We start from the raw sequence: 18,902 nt of genomic DNA, 5'->3' as shown, positions 1-18,902 counted from the left end.
TACGATGCTTGATGGGTGTAGCCGATCAGATCGTATCTTTTTGATTTAGTTCCATCGATTTAAGCAACAAAGCCGCTCCAGTTTGCAAAATAGTGCCACGATTGTACGAGATGGTACTGAAGTGCTAGCCTCAACAAACTTTGAAACTATTGGCTTAGAATCCCTCGGCTTATCTGAAACTCAAGCGTTGACCTTAAATGACTTCTTCACAACAGGTATCGAGACAAGTGGGGATGGCTCAAGTAAGCCACTTACTAATTCTCCAGTGACATTAAGCGCTGTTGAGGAAGATAGCGATCCAATCACGATAACTACTGAAGAATTACTATCGAACGTCAATATTGATGATGCCGATACTCTTGTCATTACAAACGTCACTATTGAGAGTGGGAATGGCACCTTAATTGATAACAGCGATGGATCTTGGACTTACATTCCAGAGGCTGACGATGACACTGAAGTGTCATTCTCCTATGACATTATTGATAACGATGGCGGTGTTATTAATGGCACTGCTAACTTAGATATTACGCCTGTTAATGACGCGCCAATAGCAACTAATGATGCGATTCAAACTGACGAGGATTCCCAGGTTGTAATTGATGTGCTCGCTAACGACAGTGATATTGAAGGTGATGATTTAATTATTACCTCTGCTTCTGTACCAGAAGAGCAAGGTATCGTTGAGATTATCGATGGTAAGCTTGTTTTCACTCCGGCTGAAAATTTCAACGGTAATGCAACGATTAGCTACACCATCTCAGATGGTGAGTTAGAGGATGAAGCTCAAGTTTCGGTAACAGTAAACTCAGTTAACGATGCGCCTATTGCCTCTAATGATACAACAATTACAGAGGAAGATAGCTCAGTAACGATTGATGCCCTGCCAAACGATACCGATATTGATGGCGATACGCTGTCGATTGAATCGGCGTCCGTACCTGAAGCGCAAGGCACAGTCGAGATTGTTGATGGCAAACTGGTCTTCACACCGGCTGAGAACTTCCATGGCGATGCTGAAATTACTTACACCGTGACCGATGGTGCACTGACCGACCAAGCGACGGTCAACGTCACCGTGAATGCGGTGAACGACACGCCTGTGGTTGAAAGCAGCATTGCAGACCAAGCCTTGGCGGAAGACTTTACGCCATACAGCATCGATCTAAATACCGCTTTCAGCGATGTGGATAATGTGGATGGTGAGTTAACGTTTAGCGTCTCTGGTAATAGCAACATTCAAGTGGCGATCGTCAATGGTATTGCTACGTTCACTCCAACCGCGGACTGGAACGGCTCAGAAACCCTAGCGTTTACGGCTACTGATCCAAGCGGTGAAAGCGTTAGCCAAACGGTGAACTTCACAGTAGCGCCTGTGGCGGACATCGTGGCAGACAACGCGACGGTCGTGGAAGACACGCCAACCATCATCAAGGTCTTAGGTAACGACACGTTCGAAGGCGACGACAAAGTGGTGTCGCTCGATACCAACAACGATCCAGCCAACGGCACGGTCTCGGTCAACCCGGACGGCAGCGTCACTTACACGCCAAACGACAACTATCACGGAACAGACAGCTTCACCTACATCGTTACGTCCGGTGGGGTATCAGAGTCCACCACGGTGAACGTCGATGTCACACCAGTCAATGATGCGCCAGTGGCAAACGATGACGCGGCAACAACACAAGAAGATACCGCTGTCACGATTGATGTCCTACCAAACGACACTGACATCGATGGCGATAAGCTGTCGATTGACTCGGCATCTGTGCCGAGTGACCAAGGGACAGTTGAAATTGTTGACGGCAAGTTGGTGTTCACACCGGCTGAGAACTTCCATGGTGACGCCGAAATCACTTACACCGTCACCGATGGTGCACTGACTGACCAAGCGACGGTCAACGTCACCGTAAATGCCGTAAACGACACGCCAGTGGTTGAGAGCAGCATTGCAGACCAAACCTTGGCGGAAGACTTTACGCCATACAGCATCGATCTGAATACGGCCTTCAGCGATGTGGATAACGTGGATGGCGAGCTGAGCTTCAGCGTTTCTGGCAACAACAACGTGTTGGTGTCGATTGAAAATGGCATCGCGACCATTAGCCCAACGGCAGACTGGAACGGCTCAGAAGCGTTAACCTTTACGGCGACCGATCCAAGCGGTGAAAGCGTTAGCCAAACGGTGAATTTCACAGTAGCGCCTGTGGCGGACATCGTGGCAGACAAAGCGACGGTGGTGGAAGACACGCCAACCATCATCAAGGTCTTAGATAACGACACGTTCGAAGGCGACGACAAAGTGGTGTCGCTGGATACCAACAATGGACCAGCTAACGGCACGGTCTCGGTCAACCCGGATGGCAGCGTGACCTACACGCCGAATGACAACTACCACGGTACAGACAGCTTCACCTACATCGTTACGTCGGGTGGGGTATCAGAGTCCACCACGGTGAACGTCGATGTCACACCAGTCAACGATGCGCCAGTGGCAAACGATGACACGGCCATTACTGACGAAGACACGCCAGTGACGATTGATGTTCTGCCAAACGATACTGATATTGATGGTGATACGCTGTCTATCCAATCAGCGTCTGTGCCGAGTGACCAAGGTAAAGTCGAAATTATTGATGGAAAACTGGTCTTCACACCGGCTGAGAACTTCCATGGCGATGCTGAAATCACTTACACCGTCACCGATGGTGCGCTGACTGACCAAGCGACGGTCAATGTCACCGTAAATGCGGTGAACGACACGCCTGTGGTTGAAAGCAACCTCGCAGACCAAACCTTGGCGGAAGATTTCACCCCATACAGCATCGATCTAAATACCGCTTTCAGCGATGTGGATAACGTAGATGGCGAGCTGAGCTTCAGTGTCTCTGGCAACAGCAACATTCAAGTGGCGATCGTCAATGGGATTGCTACGTTCACTCCAACGGCAGACTGGAACGGCTCAGAAGCGCTGACGTTTACGGCTACCGATCCAAGCGGTGAAAGCGTTAGCCAAACGGTGAACTTCATAGTGGCGCCTGTGGCGGACATCGTGGCAGATAAAGCGACGGTTGTGGAAGATACACCAACCGTCATCAAGGTCTTAGAGAACGACACGTTCGAAGGCGACGACAAAGTGGTGTCGTTGGATACCAATCACGGTCCAGCCAACGGCACGGTCTCGGTCAACCCGGACGGCAGCGTGACTTACACGCCAAACGACAACTACCACGGTACAGACAGCTTCACCTACATCGTCACCTCCGGTGGGGTATCGGAGTCCACCACGGTGAACGTCGATGTCACACCAGTGAATGACAGGCCTGACAGTGAGGACTTTACGCATGTTACTGACAAGCCTTTGACGCAAGTTGTATTTGATACTGATATGAAACCTTTAGGTGATGGCGACTCTCAGGATCATATAGCGGATATTGAAGATGACTTAAATGGCAACGATTTGCATGTGCGGATTACTGAACTGCCAACCTCAGGTACGTTGTTCTTTAAAGATAGTGATGGTGAGTTGCACGAAATTAAAGAAGTAAGCGATACGCTTTATGACAAAGACAGCCTTTACTATGAAGCTGATAATGTTGGCTTCTTATTAGGTATCAAAGATCGTCCTAATACGCCTAATAGCTCGGAATCTACAACAGATTTCAATAACTGGGGATTAAGTGAGGATGGTGGTTCATCACATTCCCGTACTGAGCATTTAGCAAATGGAGCTTCTATCACCATTTCTTCTGATAGCGGTGAGCTTGCGCAGTACAACCGCCAGGTGTCACACATCGGCAATGGTATCGCTGACAATGATGGGCAGGGTATTGAGAAAGGTGAAACGATTACGATCGATTTGTCTAATAACCCTGTGGGCAGCGTAAACCTTGGCTTAGATGGATTAGGTGGATTGTTTGATTACGGTGATGACAACGCAGCACTTATTACGGTTACATACTTAGATTCAAATAATGTCCAACAGACTCAAACGTTCGAGTTTTTGAAGCCTGAAGGCAACTTCATGCTATTCCAAGAAACAAGCGTTGGTTATGGGAAAGATCTAGCTCTTCCTGAAGGTTCGGTCATTACTCAGTTAGATTTTTCTACGAAAAATGAAGGGAACTGGGAGTTACGTTATGTAGAAGGTGTACCTGCCGAAGACAGCTTTGGATATGTGGCAGTCGACTCTGAAAATGGCGTTAGCGATCCATCTACAGTCAATATCGTTAATGAAATGCTAGATGGTAATATTGCTGAAAATGGGCCAAGCCTGTCTGTGGTCGGTGATAGCGTGACTGAGGGTGACAATGTCACGTTCTCGGTTGTTCTAAATGAAACCACCAGCACTGCCGTTAAGTACCAAGTTGATATGCTTGCTCAAGGTTCTTCAGTTGATAAGAATGACGTAAATCTATCAAATGCAACCTATACAAATGGTGTTGTTTTCTTAGGTGGTTACTTGATTGTTCCTGCAGGTATAAGTAGCTTCGAAATATCGATTCCGACTATTGATGACTTGGTTGTGGAAAGCAGCGAAACGATCGTTCTTGAGATCGGCGGTGAAACGGGGACGGCAACAGTTCTTGATAATGACAGTACAAAACTTAGCGTAGTAGATGCCGGCGATGTCATTGAAGGAACTGACGCAATATTTACCGTTTTACTCTCTAACCCTGTTCAAGAGGCCGTTGTCGTCAATCTGAAGTCAACAACAAATGATAGCTATACTGCGGAAGATGTTGATTTAGGCACTATGGTAGTGACCTATGTGGATACTCATGGTCAAACTCAAACATTAGATATGGCGCCTAATGGAGACGTTACCATACCTCCAGGTGTCGCTGAAATTAAAGTCGCAGTCCCGACCAAACTAGATAATGTCCATGAAGGTGATGAGAGCTTTGGTCTGACGGTTACGGAAATCGGTAGTGTCACCAGTAATGGTATTGCAACTGGTAACGCAAATATTGTGGATTCTGATCCTGCACCTTTAGTTAGTATTAGTGCCGATCAAAACAGCGTAAATGAAGGTGAAACGGCAGGCTTTACGCTGACACTTGATAAAGTTGCAGATGAGAGTGTTACGGTTCATGTCGAATATAGTGGCGTGGCCCAAGATGGAAAAGATTTTGTTGGCGTTCTGAGTGTTGAAGTTCCTGCGGGTCAATCTTCAGCTGCTCTTGACTTACTGACGGTCACCGATGGTATTTATGAGGGCGCAGAATCTTTCACAGTAACCATTAAAGAGGTGGATGGCGCTGATGCGAGCATTGCTTCAAATAACAGCGCAAGTGTTGTGATCGTTGATGCCCAAAGTGCACCGAAAGTGACTATTAGCTCAGATCAATCCTCAGTTGATGAAGGTAGTGATGCAAAATTTATCGTCAACATTGACCAAAAAGCAGATGAAGATGTACTGGTAACATTCACAATCGGAGGGAATGTTGATGACAAAGATTATATTGCTCCAAGTACGTACACAGTCACGATTCCAGCGGGTAAAACGTCGGCGCCGATTGATATAAAAACTCTCGATGATGGTATTTACGAAGATCTTGAAAACCTAACCGTGACTCTAATTGATACGGTTGGTGCAGATTCGACGCTTGCAAGTGACTCGAATGAAGCAACAGTCTCTATTATAGATGCTCAGCACGCTCCAGAGTTTATTTCTGGCGGCGATAGTGCTGGTGACAAACCAAATGATGATGTTTACGACTTCGGGTCAGTTAACGAAAACACGGTGAGTGGGGCCGTTATCGGCACGGTCGTTGCTGAAGATCACGATAATGACGTGCTTGTATACCGCTTTGCAGATGGCTCGAGCACTAATGGTATTTTTGATATCGACCCGACAAGCGGAGAGATTTCATTGAACAAGACAATCGATGATGTTGACTTGGGCGATTATATGCTTCAGGTTGAGGTTATCGATGGAACTGGCGGGATTGATACTGCCGAGGTAAATGTTTCTCTGGTAAATGTGAATGATGCTCCTGAATCTTCGCCTTCAGTGGTTGAGATGAATGAAGATACTCAAGTGATGCTTGATTGGTCATCATTCGGTATTAGCGATGTGGACTCTGATGTATCAGATCTCTCCGTCCAAATTACAACGCTTCCTAGCGATGGCTCATTAGAGTACAGAGATTCGCAAGGCGATTGGCAGTCTGTACAAATCGATCAAGTCCTCGATAAATCGCTTTTTGAGGAAAACGGTGTTCGTTTTGTACCTGAATTAAATGAATCAGGCAGTGACAGCTTCGGCGGAAATCAAGTCGGAGATCAGGAATCTAGTTACGCTCAAATTGGTTTTAAACCGACAGATGGGCAGAGCTCTGGTCAAGAGTCGACACTGACAATAGACGTGAACCCTGTAGCTGACAAACCGAACTTAATTGCAGTGACGCCATTAAACTCATTGCCTCAACAAGAGTTTAACGTTACGACATGGAGTAATGTTCAAGTTGGTTCTAGTGATGGTATGGGGGTCAATGGAGAGACTCTAATCTCAGCGATCAACGCTCTTAATGAAGCCGATGGTACTCGATTGAGTTGGGCAAATGTGGAAGATTTAGGGACTCATGCAACCTTGGCAAATGAGGCCGTTCTAGTCACATCTCTTGTTTATCTCGAAGCTGGCTCGAGTTACGACTTTGTCGGTCAAGCCGATGATAGCCTTGCAATCAAGTTGGGTGGTACGTTACTTGATCAAGCTCGTTGGGGGAGCGACAGTGGTGATATTAAGGGAGCTAGCTTTACCCCTTCGGTATCTGGCTTTTATCCAATTGAAATTTATCACCATAACCAAAGTGGTCCGGGTAACTTTAATGTGGATGTATCCATTAATGGACAAGCGCCTGTCAACCTGAGCAATAGTAGTCTTTACGTAGTTAGTGATGAAAGTGCACTAGAAGCAACTGATATCAGAACGTCTGAACTACAAGAAGTTAATGGTGTTGCGTTTTACGAAACATACCAGCTGAACGAAGGGTTACAAGATACAGCGATACCGCTCTCTGAAATTAAAGCAAGCTTAAATGATACAGATGGCTCTGAATCACTTAAAGTCACGCTAACTGGCTTACCTGTAGGTGCGATCCTTTCAGATGGAAATAGTTCTATTACTGTCGCAACTATTGATGAAGAACTGGACGTGACAAGTTGGGCATTAGATGCACTTACTGTGACTCCACCTGCGGGCTCCCATGATGACTTCACTATCAATTTGACTGCAACGAGTACAGAAAGCTCGAATGGTGATTCAGCAGAATCTAACTTGGCGATCAATGTTGTAGTACATGAGAACTTACCGACGGAAACGGAAAGTGATTTGGGCGAAACCATAGAAGACAATACTCTACAAGGGAATGTATTGCTTAATGACTCTGACGGCGACAATATTCTGATGGTAGATCATCTTACTATCGATGGTGCTGATTACGAGGTAGGCGAAAGTGTTTCTTTGACTAGTGGTACGTTACTAGTAAACCGAGATGGTAGTTACATATTTGAACCTGCTGAGCATTGGTCAGGTGACGTTCCATTAATTAGCTATACCACAAATACTGGCGTAACAAATACACTTGATATCAATGTTGTTGCTATCGCAGATGCACCTACGATCACGATCAATGTTGGCGACTTAGTTAAACGAGATGCTATTGATCCAAACCATCACTTAGCTACATCGGCAATAAATAATACCAATACCGAAAATGAGGCTGTCGCAGCCAACCTTGGGTTGGATAATGCAGTACCTAAAATTAATACACACGCTGGTGTTGTGTTGGGAGTCAATACTGACTTAAGTGACACCGACAGCTTGTTTGTTGGGACAGATTTCAACGATGTATTCTATGGTGGCGGTGGCGATGACGTATTTGTTGGCGGTGGTAACAATGATACGTTTTATGGTGATGACGCGACCAGTCTTACTCTGCATGATGGTAAAGATACAGTCTACTTAACAGGGAACTTTGATGACTACAAAATGACCTTCAAAGACGATCATGGAGGTAAAGTTCCATATTGGATTTTATTAGATAGTCGTTCTATCGATTCGGTAAACGATCATACAGGTAGTGATGACCGAGGTGATCATTTATATGAAATTGAACGCGTTGTTTTTGCAGACAAAATTGTTGATTTGAAACCTGATGGCACTTATGAAGTGCTTCAAGATCGCTGGATTTCGGTCGATGTGGATGTTGATCTAGTTGATGTCGATGGAAGTGAGGATTTAGCGCAGACTGCTCTTGTACAAGATCTACCAGACGGTGTTGACGTGTATGTTGATGGGGTCGCAATTAAGCAAGATTCAAATGGAGATTACCCTGTCACTCTTGGTACAGATGGTAAGCTTTCCCTGGATATCAGAGTGCCATTCGATTATGAAGGCAGCTTAGAGTTCCCGCTAAGCGTTACTGCTACGTCTGTTGAAGGATCAAATAATGACGCAGCTTCAACAACTGAATCCGTTGAGCTTACAGCTCGTGACTATGTGTTGGAGTCGGGATCGCATGGGAATGATCAGATAACGGGTAGTGACGATCACGATATTATTGTTGGTGATGTTCAAGGATTGGAGATCATTGCAGGTCAGGACTACAACATCGCATTTGTTCTGGACACTTCAGGGAGCATGGGTAACTGGGTAGGAACTGCGAAGCAAGAAGTGCTAGATGTGTTTGATGAGCTGTTAAGTGCGGTAAATCAAGGAGAGAAGCCAGGGACAGTGAATATTCACCTTAGTGAATTTGCTTCAAGTGCATCAGCGGTGATTTCTGTTGACTTGAGTTCTCTTACAGCAAGAAAAGAGTTTGTAGAAGAGTTGAATCGTGTAATTGATGATGAGGGTTCTGGCGGCACAAACTATGAGGCGGGCTTACAGTCGGCCGTTGAATGGTTCAGCAGTCAACCTAACCCTAATGGCCAAAATATCACGTACTTTGTTACGGATGGTCAACCAAATAGAGCAACATACCTCTATGGTGTAGCACCGAGTGAATTCTCGAAAGTGATTTTGGACGTCGATAATTCTGGCAAGCTTGTTACCCTGCAAGATATTGCGAGTAAAAACAATTACTCATACGGACAAACAGTTACCTACAAAGGTGATGTCGTTATAGATAGTTACGGTAAGGTTTATTCACCGCTAACAGGAAGAATCCTTGGCGATATCGACAGATATTATGGCTCTATCCGTTATTACGATGAAGGGAATAGCTCGACACAAGCTCAACACATGTATCAAGTACTAGCGGCATTGTCCTCTATAGAAGCGATAGGTCTTGGGAGTGGCGTTGATGAACATACACTCAAGCAGTATGACACTGATGGTGTGGTAGAGTCAGATATTGATGTTACTAAGCTTGCTGAAACGATATTGGGTCAAGATGTACCTCTCAAACAAGGTTCAGACACTATTCAAGGAGGTGAAGGTAACGATATCTTGTTAGGTGACTTAATTGAGTTTGGTGGTAATGAACAAGGCTTAAGTGCGATTCAATCACATGTGGCGCAGCAAACGGGTCAGGATGTGTCTACCGTTGACGGCGAAGATATACATGAGTACGTTAGAAATAACTTGGAAGAATTCAACCAAACTCACCAAGGAGATAAATCGGATAATTTATATGGCGGCGCTGGTGATGACTTACTATTTGGTCATGGTGGCAACGACATACTCGTTGGCGGTGAAGGGGATGATATTCTGATTGGTGGTTTAGGTAGTGATACTTTAACAGGGTCAGAAGGGGCCGACATCTTTAAGTGGAGTGAAGTCACTAACGATGTTGATACTGTCACTGACTTCAATAAAAATGAAGACGCTCTAGACTTCTCAGATCTGTTTGACGACTTATCTAAAGATGAAATTGGAGAGCTTCTTAATGATCTTCAATCAGGTGATCATACTGGTGATGTCGGAGAGTATCATGTAGAAGTGGCACCAGACGGGGGATCTGAGGCAAACCTGAGTATTACAAAAGGGAGCTCGACATTGGACATCCATTTTGACGGTGCAAGTGTTGATGATGTGACTCAAAGCTTAATTGCGAGTTTAGAAGCTCAGTACAAAGACATGTAGTAGCGCTAAACTGTAGTCAAATTTAAAATCAAAAAAGGTCTAGCAATTTGCTAGACCTTTTATTTTTACGGTCTGTTTATTGTTGTGCTAGCTTTTTGGAAGTGTTGTGAAAACGGTCCATTCTTTCTTCACTTCACCCTTGTGGCCAATCACTGTTGCGGTTACTCGACGGTTCAATGCGTGACTAACTTGGTCTGTACCTTGTGTCGCAAGTACTGTGTCTCCATAGCCGACAATGGTAACTCTATCTCCACTAATGCCGTTCTTCATGAGCTCTTTTCTAACGTTTTCAGCGCGGCGCTTAGATAAGTCAAGATTATGTTCTGCAGTACCAGTGCGACTAGCATAACCTTGAATCTCTATAGACGTGTTCGGGTACTCTTTCAAAAAGTCGGATAGTTCAAGAATTTGTTGCGTAAAGATAGGGTTGATCACATCGGAATCGTTCGCAAATAGTACTCGAATTTGCATTTCTTGTGAGGAGTCAACGTACGAACCACAACCGTCGTTGTCTATTTCGGCACCCAAAGGTGTACCCGGGCACAAATCTCGCTCGTTAATGACTCCGTCAGAGTCATCATCTATATGATCAGCCCACTGATCGGCAATTGGGGTATCTATGTAATCATATTCATCACCACGATCTGATGAACTGCATGCGGAGAGCATTAATGAGAGTGTAATAAAAGCTATGTGTTTCATAATTAATACTCCACTTCTTCTAGCCATTCTTTAGGCATTTCAACCCTTAATGCACTCAACAGTTGCCCAGTTGCGTTCATCACTCGATATTTGGCGTACTGCTCTGCGTATTTAGAATCTAAGTAGTCTTTACGCGCCTCAAAGAGCTCGTTTTCAGTGTTCAATAGATCAAGCAGTGTTCGTTTACCGATGCGATATTGCTTCTCGTAAGCAATTACGGTCTCAGACGCAGAGTCTACATGATCTGATAGAAACTCTTTTTGTTGTAATGTTAAATCAAGCGCACTCCAAGAAAGCCTTAATCCTTCTTCAACATTGCGATAGGCACCTTCACGCAAGTCTTTTGCTTTATTTAGCTGGTAGGCAAAGTTTTCTGAGTTCGCTGCATCACTGCCACCATTGAATAGGTTGTAGCGTAGACGCAGCATGGCAAGTGTCTCATCACTTCGACCTTTTAAACCATCAGCGTCGTCACGCCATGTTTGCGAAGCTTCAATTGAAATGGTTGGGTAATTAACACCTTTAGACTGTTTGTATTGAAACTTAGCCGAGTCTACGTCTGCGAGCGCCACTTGAATAACGGGATGAAGTTCAAATGCCAAGCCTACCGCTTCATCAACCGTGTACGGGATAAAGTTTTGGTCCGCTCTCGGAAAGATTAACCCTTGTGGTGTTTGACCGACTAAACGAGTGAACATCGTGTGAGAGTCATACAGGTTATTTTGAGCAGCAGCTAAGTTTCCGTGTGCTTTTGCCAAACGTGCTTCTACCTGCGTCAAGTCAGCAGTAGAGCCGATACCCGAGTTGACTCGTTTTTTAATGTCATCGTAAATATCTTTATGAACAGCAAGGTTGTTTTCTGAAAGCTTTAGGACTTCATACGCTTTAACAGCGTCCAAGTACACTTTAGTCACTTCAAGTGCCTTATCTGAAGCATCTGCTAAGAGTTGAAATCTAACAGATTCAGCATCAGCTGCGGTTCGATCAATATCATTTAATGTAGCGCTACCATCCCATATTAGTTGGGTCAGTGTCACTGAAGCTTCCTTTCGAGTGTAATCCGTGTCTCCTCGACCAACTTCATCTGACGGGTCTAATCCTTCATATCCAATTCCAGCATCTAGATCAACAGAGGGGAGGTAAGCACCTGATGAAGCTTCATTTATGTACTTCTGGCTCATAAACTCGTTAAATGCACTCTTAATATCGGGGTTATTTTGTAGCGTCTGTGCAACCGCTTGCTCTAGAGTTTGACCGAAAACTGGTGAAGACACTATTAAGCAACAGCAGGCTATATGTACTCGATTCCATCTCACGTTAGTTCTCCTAAAATCATGTCGCTCTTATTCTGTTTCATATTTGAGACGAGAAGTTACAAACAATGAATTTTCTTAGTGCGTATTATCAACTTGTTGATGTTTAAATGTTTAATTCAATAAAAAACAACAATCTTACTCTCTAAACTCTAGCATACGAGGCAAAGCTTGCTTGGTAAGTGGTCGATTTTTTCGTAGAAAACCTTTTTATCTTAAGAGCATAGCGGAAACTGGTTTAAATGAAGGCAAATTCTTCGGTTATTTTCCTTATTACTCTCAAAAAACTAAATCCTCTTGGAATAAAACGAAAAATTCATATTTTGTCTAAACTATAGACGTGTTTAGTGCAGTAACAAGCCTTTAATTAAACTAATACAAGGATGAAGAGCATGGATCGAGTAGCGTTAAGTTCATTGATGAGCAATGTCGTGGTTATAGGGCTTGATGGGAACCTGAGAAGTCTTGAAAGTGGTCAGCTACCTCAGCCTGGTGAATTAATTATTGAGGAAGTTTCTGATACATCAGAATTAATTGTACAACAGGTAACACCGCAAGGTAGTTCAATTAACGTTACTGATGATGTCACTGCGCTAATCGAGGCTATCGTTAGTGGAGAAGACCCTACTGCTCTTGGTGAGGATTTTGAGCCAGCTGCAGGTGAGGAAAGTGGTTCTAGCCCCCAAAATACTGGTGCAATAGATCGTACTGGCGCTGAATTGTTGGCTAGTACGAATTTTGAGACCGTCGGTATTGATGGAATCGGACTATCTACAACTCAAGCACTATCTTTGTTGGATCTTTTCAGAGTAATTAATGGCCCTGTACCACCGACTATCTTAGTTCAAGAAATATCTAGTCCGACTATCAACGAAGGTGACCAAGTTGTATTCGATATTACTCTAAGTCAAACAACTGAAGACAACACTGATGTCATTCTTTCTCTCCTTGATGGAACCGCAACAGGCGGCTCAGCTGACGAGAACGGGAGTGACTACGTCAATGAGCGTGTCCTCATAACATTTTCTGATGGTACAACAGAAGAAGTTTCAGTCGGTGAAAGCGGAACCTTTACCATTTCGATCCCACCGGGTGAAAGTGACTTTACGGTCTCTATAGACTCTATTGACGACTCTGTATTTGAAGGCCCAGAAACGTTTACGCTCTCTGGCACGACAGAAGAACAAAGCACACCTGTTACTGGGACTGCCACTATTTTAGATGATGGTAGTGGACCTGGCTCAAATCCTGATGATGATCGCCCAGCGGTAACGATGAGTGATGCAGGTACGGTTAATGAGGGTGAGACAGCGAACTTCAAAGTGACGCTGTCGAATGCCTCCGAGTCCACTGTTCAAGTCGAGCTAGGCCTGAACTTAGGCGATACCGAAGTTGGAGATTTGGGCACCCTAGAATACAACACGGGAAGCGGTTGGGTTGCAGTGCCAAACGATGGCGTAGTAACGGTGCCAGCGGGGCAAACCGAGTTTGATGTGCGTATCGCTTCCATTGATGACGCTGTTTATGAAGGCCCAGAAGATTTCAGCGTGACGGTGACTGGCATTGGGGCGGTGCAAGGCAGCGATACCGGTACGGCAACGATAGTGGATGATGGCAGTGGTCCAGGCTCTGATCCGGATGATGACCGTCCAAGCGTGACTATTTCAGACGCTGGTACGATTAATGAGGGAGAGGCAGCGAACTTCAAAGTCAACTTATCGAACGCCTCTGAGTCTACAGTACAAGTCGAACTAGGCCTGAACTTAGGCGATACCGAAGCCGGTGACTTAGGTACCTTGGAATACAACACAGGCTCCGGTTGGGTTGCAGTGCCAAACGATGGCGTAGTAACGGTGCCAGCGGGGCAAACTGAGTTTGATGTGCGCATTGCTTCTATTGATGACGCGGTGTACGAAGGCCCTGAAGATTTCAGTGTCACGGTGACTGGCATTGGCGCAGTGCAAGGCAGCGATACGGGGACGGCAACGATAGTGGATGACGGTACGGGTCCAGGACCTGATCCGGATGATGACCGTCCAAGCGTGACTATTACCGATGCTGGCACCATCAATGAGGGGGATTCGGCGAACTTCAAAGTCACCTTATCGAACGCCTCTGAAGCGGAAACGCAAGTGGAGTTGGGTCTTAATCTCGGCGATACCGAAGCCGGTGACTTAGGTACCTTGGAATACAACACGGGAAGTGGTTGGGTTGCAGTGCCAAACGATGGCGTAGTAACGGTGCCAGCAGGGCAAACTGAGTTTGATGTGCGTATTGCTTCCATTGATGACGCCGTTTATGAAGGCCCAGAAGATTTCAGTGTGACGGTGACTGGCATTGGCGCAGTGCAAGGCAGTGATACCGGTACGGCGACGATAGTGGATGACGGCACGGGGCCAGGCCCCGATCCGGATGATGACCGCCCGAATGTGACTATTACCGATGCTGGCACCATCAATGAGGGTGAGACAGCGAACTTCAAAGTGACCTTATCGAACGCCTCTGAGTCTACAGTACAAGTCGAACTAGGCCTGAACTTAGGTGACACCGAAGCCGGTGACTTAGGTACCTTAGAATACAACACGGGAAGCGGTTGGGTTGCAGTGCCAAACGATGGCGTGGTGACGGTGCCGGCGGGGCAAACCGAGTTTGATGTGCGTATTGCTTCCATTGATGACGCGGTGTACGAAGGCCCAGAAGATTTCAGCGTGACGGTGACTGGCATTGGCGCAGTGCAAGGCAGCGATACGGGTACGGCAACGATAGTGGATGATGGCAGTGGTCCGGGCCCTGATCCGGATGATGACCGTCCAAGCGTGACTATTACCGATGCTGGCACCATTAATGAGGGTGAGACAGCGAATTTCAAAGTGACGTTGTCGAATGCCTCCGAGTCTACAGTTCAAGTCGAGCTAGGCCTGCACTTAGGTGACACCGAAGTTGGAGACTTAGGCACCTTAGAATACAACACAGGCTCCGGTTGGGTTGCAGTGCCAAATGATGGCGTGGTGACGGTGCCGGCGGGGCAAACTGAGTTTGATGTGCGCATCGCTTCCACTGATGACGCCGTTTATGAAGGCCCTGAAGATTTCAGTGTGACGGTGACTGGCATTGGCGCAGTGCAAGGCAGTGATACCGGTACGGCGACGATAGTGGATGACGGCACGGGGCCAGGCCCCGATCCGGATGATGACCGCCCGAATGTGACTATTTCAGACGCTGGTACGATTAATGAGGGTGAGACAGCGAACTTCAAAGTAACGTTGTCGAACGCCGCCGAGTCTACAGTTCAAGTCGAACTAGGCCTGAACTTGGGTGACACCGAAGCCGGTGACTTAGGTACCTTGGAATACAACACCGGAAGTGGTTGGGTGACAGTGCCAAACGATGGTGTGGTGACCGTGCCAGCAGGGCAAACTGAGTTTGATGTGCGTATCGCTTCCATTGATGACGCTGTTTATGAAGGCCCTGAAGATTTCAGCGTGACAGTAACCGGCATTGGTGCAGTGCAAGGCAGCGATACCGGTACGGCAACGATTATTGATAATGATGCTCCTCCTTCTATTTCAAATGTTGTGAATGCAGTTGTTTCGGAAGAAGGTTTAGCTAATGGTATCCCTGATAATACAGGATCACCTTCAGACACTACTAACTCCGCAAGTTTCTCAGGAACATTCACAGTTGCCGATCCAGACACGGCGAATGTTTCAGTGGTATTGGCAGGTCCTAACAACCTAACATCAGGAGGGGAGCCTATATCGTGGACGTGGGACAACAGTACTCAAACGCTGACTGCGAAAACTGCTCACCTGAGCGTTGTTGCTACTGTTGTGCTGAGCGAGCCTTCAGCTTCAGGTCAAGGCTCTTGGGACTATACTATTACTCTGTTTGAGCCACTTGATCATCCTGTTAATGATGTGGAAGACATCATCAACTTTGATTTACAGATTTCTGTAAGTGATGGACAAACAACAACATCTCAAAGCTTAAATGTGGCCGTTGAAGATGATTGCCCATACGTGCCTGTTGTTGTTCAACCCGTCGATGTGTCGCTTACTGGTGCACCTAACGTTCTGACAGGGCGCATAGATTTTGCAGGAAGTGAGGCAGATGCAACCAGTCGAACATTTGGGGACGTTGTTGTGACTGCAAACGGTTTTGTGTCTGACGAATCTGTGATGCTGGGAACAGCTGAAATCAATCAATCATCAGAAGGGATTGGCGTTAAAAGTTCTGGTAACAACGGCTTCCAATTAGAAAACGAAGTCGATTATCGATTCGCGGGTAATGAGGGTGTATCAGAGCAGTTAATCATAGACTTAGGCAATAAAGTTGCTTACGGAGCAGAAATAGAATTTGAGAAAATGTTTGGTGGTGAACTTGAGAAAGGAATCGCATCTTTTTATAGAGATGGTGTATTAATTGCTCAGCAATCGTTCAGCTCTGACGCAAGCAGTGGTGATTACGCGGCAAATTTCAATGTTCAACAGGGAGGCTTTGATAAAATCATCCTCGAGGCGACCAGTAATGGCAATGGCCCGGATACTGAAGACAACAGTGACTTTACCGTTAAATCAATAACCTTTACAGGTGCGTACTCTGGCGTGCCAATTGCTAGTGCGGATGGGAACCTCGGTGCTGTATATGGAGCTGATGGCCCTGGTTCTATAGTCTTAAATGGAGGTGAGGCTGGTTTAGAGACTCTAGATGGTAAAGACGTGTTGATATACGTCGATCCACAAAACTCTAATAGACTGATTGCAGAGGCTGATGGAGAGCTTGCATTCGAAGTTCAACTTACACCTAGCACTGGAAAATGGGAGTTCTTCCAATACTTGCCTTTGACCTCACCTTATGGCGATGGGGATATCGATTTTAACTACACTATTACTGATAATGATGGCGACAGTAAAACGGGGTACTTTTCTGTCAACCCTTACGCCCCACCAATCGTAGAAGGTGTAACACTAAACGTTTCTGAGGAAGGCTTAAGCAACGCCATTGCTGATGACTCTGCTCTAAACGGCTTTGATGACACAACTGACTCGAGTTCTGATGTAGAACAATTGACGCTGGGTCAAACCGTTGATTCTGTTACGCTCAGTGAACCATCTACAGCTCTTACTAGTAACGGGATCTCTGTAACGTGGACGTTATCAAATAACGACCAAATGCTTATCGGTTCAGCGAACGGTGAAGAGGTTATCAAAATATCAGTCAATGATACTGGAGTGGTATCTACGGAGCTTCTTGGTCCGATTGATCACTCCAACCCATCTGGAGAAGACACCTTAAATATTGAGGTGCCTGTGCTTGTCTCGAATGCTCGTGGCCTTACTAACTCCACAACGGTCAACGTTATTGTGGAAGATGACTCACCAGATTCTGCATCTATTATTCACGATGTAGTTGCAGAAACTAAAGAAAGTGCCAACGTTCAGCTCATAATGGATGTCTCGGGTTCTATGCGAACGGATAATCGCTTGCAGATAATGAAAGATTCGGCAACTCAGTTATTGAATCAATATGAGTCTATCGGTCAAACGCGAGTTCAAATTATTACTTATAGCAGTACAGCATCCACTTACGCTATAGGTGCTGCGACGTGGCTGACGGTCGAGGAGGCCAAAGCGTATATTGAGACGCTAACTGCGGGTGGCGCGACTAACTATAACAACGCGCTAAATGAAGCAAAACAGTCATGGGATGATGTAGGTAAGTTAACCAGTGCGTCGAATGTTAGTTACTTCTTGTCAGATGGTCAGCCAAACCCTGCGTCATCATTTATAAACGACGCTCGCGAGCAGAGTTGGATTGATCACCTAACCGATCCTGATAATCAGATAACAGCCCTAGCGTATGGTATGGGCGTTAATCTTATGCCGGAGCAATTAGATCGCGTAGCATATGATGGCTTTTTGAATCAAGACCTTGATGGTGTTGTGGTTCCTGACGTAACTCAATTACCTCCGGTTATGTTGCAGTCAGTGATTCAACCTGTTGGGGGGAACTTGATGTATACCACTTCTCCAGATACAGGTATTGGTGCAGATGGTGGTTATATTAGCGAAATAGAACATGACGGTGTCACTTATTCGTTTGATGGTACAGACCTAATAGTAACTGACAATAACGATGGTATTTCGCATGCATTTGACGACACAACGATGCAGCTTACTATCTATATCGACAGCAAACATACTCTGGAAATCGACCTAAACGATGGTGCGTATGCATTTTATGGTGCAGTGGGTGATACAGTTGAAACGTTAGACTTCGATTATGTATTGACGGATAACGATGGCGATCAAAGTGAGAATACCCTGCAATTCGTTATTGATGAAAACGGAGGAGTAAATGCTTCAAGTAATGGCTCTGCAAATATTATTGAAGCTGAAGTAGACGTAAGTCATGACATCTTGATCGGTAATGATAACGAGGCAGATGTCTTTAAATGGGTCAACGACTCCTTGGATACAGGAACAGATCTAATTAGAGGTTTTGAGAGAGATTTGGACACCTTAGATCTGAGTGAAGTCGTTGAAGATGCAGGGCACAATACGATAGAAGAACTTCTCAATAGTATTGACTTGAACATTGATGGCGATGACTTATCTCTAGAAATAACCCATAACGATGGAAACTCAATTCAAACTATCGTAATAGAAAACGGGGCGACAGAGTTTAGTGATTTAATCGTGGGAAATGCGGACTTTGAGAGAGATGTGTTATCCGCACTAACTAAGGTTAACTTAGAGCCATAATGAAAAAGGGCCAGTAGGCCCTTTTCT

At 45.5% G+C, this 18,902-nt stretch carries 4 protein-coding genes; 2 read left to right on the top strand and 2 right to left on the bottom strand.

Annotation, left to right across the window (positions count from 1 at the left end; genetic code table 11):
* Positions 1 to 82 precede the first annotated feature (82 nt).
* On the top strand, positions 83 to 10,096 hold the full coding sequence (locus R8O10_RS09525; protein WP_318191333.1) for a tandem-95 repeat protein: 10,014 nt from the start codon (positions 83 to 85) through the stop codon (positions 10,094 to 10,096).
* An 87-nt stretch (positions 10,097 to 10,183) separates the two neighbouring features.
* Here R8O10_RS09525 and R8O10_RS09520 read toward each other — a convergent pair whose 3' ends face one another.
* On the bottom strand, positions 10,184 to 10,798 hold the full coding sequence (locus R8O10_RS09520) for an OmpA family protein (protein WP_005377363.1): 615 nt from the start codon (positions 10,796 to 10,798) through the stop codon (positions 10,184 to 10,186).
* A 2-nt stretch (positions 10,799 to 10,800) separates the two neighbouring features.
* The gene (locus R8O10_RS09515; RefSeq protein ID WP_021707835.1) at positions 10,801 to 12,114 is read right to left on the bottom strand and encodes a TolC family outer membrane protein; all 1,314 of its coding nucleotides are present in this window, start codon (positions 12,112 to 12,114) and stop codon (positions 10,801 to 10,803) included.
* Between the two features lie 389 nt (positions 12,115 to 12,503).
* Between R8O10_RS09515 and R8O10_RS09510 the strand changes: the two genes are divergently transcribed.
* Positions 12,504 to 18,875 carry a Calx-beta domain-containing protein gene (locus tag R8O10_RS09510; protein WP_318191332.1) on the top strand — a complete coding sequence of 2,124 codons (6,372 nt, stop codon included), beginning with the start codon at positions 12,504 to 12,506 and terminating at the stop codon, positions 18,873 to 18,875.
* Positions 18,876 to 18,902 lie beyond the last annotated feature (27 nt).

Origin of the sequence: Vibrio sp. 1727, from assembly GCF_033344415.1 — a bacterium.
Classification (GTDB): domain Bacteria; phylum Pseudomonadota; class Gammaproteobacteria; order Enterobacterales; family Vibrionaceae; genus Vibrio; species Vibrio alginolyticus.
This window is presented reverse-complemented; position numbering and strand designations above follow the sequence as displayed.

Coding starts and splice junctions, on each gene's coding strand:
- R8O10_RS09520 (WP_005377363.1), bottom strand. CDS start 10,798: ATGAAACACATAGCTTTTATTACACTCTCATTAATGCTCTCCGCATGC.
- R8O10_RS09510 (WP_318191332.1), top strand. CDS start 12,504: ATGGATCGAGTAGCGTTAAGTTCATTGATGAGCAATGTCGTGGTTATA.